Genomic DNA, 2467 nt, shown 5'->3' on the forward strand with positions numbered 1-2467 from the left:
CCCGTTTGGGATTGCGACAAAGGGGTAAAAAAGGGCATTTTGGGACCTGAGATGCTCCCTCACGCTCCTTCTCCGCCCCGCTTCGTCGCTTACTACCGGGTGAGCACCGACCGGCAGGGCCGGTCCGGCCTTGGGCTAGAAGCCCAGCGATCAGCCGTCGCGCGACATGCGGCAGCCACCGGCGGAGTCGTGTGCGCCAGTTTCGAGGAGGTGGAGAGCGGCAAGCGCAGCGACCGGCCGCAACTCGCAGCGGCGATGGCTGAGAGTCGGGCACGACGCGCGGTGCTGCTGATCGCCAAGCTCGACCGCTTGGCACGCGACGCGCACTTCCTACTCGGGCTTGAGAAAGCCGGCTTGGAGTTCGTCGCCGTGGACATGCCGCACGCCAACCGGCTGACCATCGGCATCATGGCGTTGGTGGCTGAGGAAGAGGCCCGCGCTATCAGCTCTCGCACACGAGCCGCGCTGGCCGCGGCGAAGGCCCGCGGCGTGGTGCTGGGGAATCCGAGGCTACGGGCCGGTGACAGCGAAACCGCGGCGATGGCGACGAAAGCCTGGCAGCGCGACGCGGCAAAGCGCGCAACCGACGTGCTGCCGTTTATTATTGCCGCGCGTCGAGCTGGCGCTACGTCGCTGCGGCAAATTGCCGCAGCGCTGACCGCGCGCGGCGTGCGCACGCCGATGGGGCGGGAGGTGTGGGGCGCGTCACAGGTGCATCGCGTGTTGCTGCGGCATCCATAACGCCGTCACCCCAAAACCGAGGAATAGAAGGCCCGTCTGCACGTGCTAACCGCGCGGGCCGAAATCCTTTTTACCACACTGCTGCCGATAGTGGACGCCGATCCTGACCCGTCGGACTGGCGCTTTGCGCGCGAGGAGCAGGCATAAAAGCGGTTCGTTGAAACTTGTCTTCTACGGCCAGTGTTGGCCGATAATGGCAGTTCCGCTTTCAGTACCGCAGCCGCGGAAACAGACATCCTCTAGCAGTCTGTCGGATTCCTCTTCGACCTGAAATGGGCGAATCTGATGGGCATGACGCAGTTCATTCCGTTCAGCCGCGACCAGGCCTTCCTCCTGCCGCCGGACGCCAAGGACTGGCTTCCGGCCGATGACGTGGCGCACTTCGTGGTGGCAGCGGTGGATCGGGTGCCGCTCGGCGCCTTTGCCGTCCGCCCGATCCCAGGTGGCCGCGCGCAGTATCATCCGCGGCTGATGCTGGCGATACTGATCTACAGCTACGCCAACGGAATCTTCTCCTCCCGCCGCATCGAGCGGGCGACGCATCGTGACATCGGTGTGCGTTACGTGGCGGCGAACCTGCACCCAGACCACGACACCATCGCGGCCTTCGAGGCAGCCTTCCTGCAGGTGCTGTTGCTGGCGCGCGAAACCGGTTTGCTGCGGCTCGGCACGGTTTCGATCGACGGCACCAAGCTCGATGCGAACGCCTCCAAGATCCGCTCCGTGCGGTATGACCGTGCCAAGGCGCTGCAGGAGAAGCTCACCGCCGACATTGCGGCCCTGACCGCCCAGGCTGAAGCGGCCGACACGGAGGCCCAGCCCGATCCGCAGGCGCTGCCCGCCGAGATCGCCCGGCGCGAGGCGCTCAGGGCCAAGCTCGATGCCGCCTGCGCCCGGCTGGAGGAACAGGCTCGCGCAGACGCGGAAGCCGCGCGGCCCGAGTACGAGGCCAGGAAAGCGGCCTATGACGCGAAGAAGGGCCGGCGCGGCCGCCCGCCCAAGCCGCCCGAGGACGACCCGCCGCCGACACGGCAATCCAACCTCACCGACCCCGACAGTGCGCTGATGCGCCGCTCCGACGCCCACGAGTACCGCCAGGCCTACAACGCACAGGCCGTGGTCTGCGCTGAGGGCTCGCAGCTGATCCTCGCCACCAACTTGACCGCCTGCCCGTCCGATGCTCCGAGCTTCGCCGCCACCATCCTCGGCATGGAGCACGGCATCGGCCTGCCAACGACCGCTCTCGCCGACACCCGCTTCGCCTCGGGCGAGGCAGTCGCGGCCCTCAAGGCGCGGAAGATCGAGCCGCTGGTCGCCATCGGCCGTACCCAGCCGCACCGGCCCTACAACTTCCGGCCGTCGCCCGAGCCAAAGATCCCGCGACGCATCACCGAGCCCTGGCGCCTCACCATGCTGGAAAAGCTGGACACCGAAGATGCCAAAGCCCTTTACGCCCGCCGCAAGCAGACCGTCGAACCCGTCTTCGGCATCATCAAGGCGGCCCTCGGCTTCACTCGCTTCCACCTCCGCGGTATCGCCAAGGTCACCAGCGAGTGGACCTCAATCGCACTCGCCTACAACTGCCGCAGGCTGCACCGCCTGCGACAGGCGTGATCAAGCCTCACCGTGTCAGACAACCTCAACCGCAGACGCAAAGCCGACATGCTGCTAGATCATATAGCCGATGTCCGAAGCACCAGTCGGATAGGCAAACATCGTCCCCTTT

General features: G+C 66.5%; 2 protein-coding genes. Both read left to right on the forward strand.

Annotation, left to right across the window (positions count from 1 at the left end; all coding sequences use genetic code 11):
• Positions 1–51 precede the first annotated feature (51 nt).
• Positions 52–741 carry a recombinase family protein gene (locus D9599_RS30405; protein ID WP_198385078.1) on the forward strand — a complete coding sequence of 230 codons (690 nt, stop codon included), beginning with the start codon at positions 52–54 and terminating at the stop codon, positions 739–741.
• Positions 742–1032: 291 nt separating this feature from the next.
• Entirely contained in the window at positions 1033–2355 is a 1323-nt protein-coding gene (locus tag D9599_RS30410; protein WP_198385079.1) for a transposase, read from the forward strand.
• The last annotated feature ends 112 nt before the right edge of the window (positions 2356–2467 follow it).

It is taken from the genome of Roseomonas sp. KE2513 (assembly GCF_016107305.1).
Taxonomy (GTDB): Bacteria; Pseudomonadota; Alphaproteobacteria; order Acetobacterales; family Acetobacteraceae; genus Roseomonas.

Coding starts and splice junctions, on each gene's coding strand:
- D9599_RS30405 (WP_198385078.1), top strand. CDS start 52: ATGCTCCCTCACGCTCCTTCTCCGCCCCGCTTCGTCGCTTACTACCGG.
- D9599_RS30410 (WP_198385079.1), top strand. CDS start 1,033: ATGACGCAGTTCATTCCGTTCAGCCGCGACCAGGCCTTCCTCCTGCCG.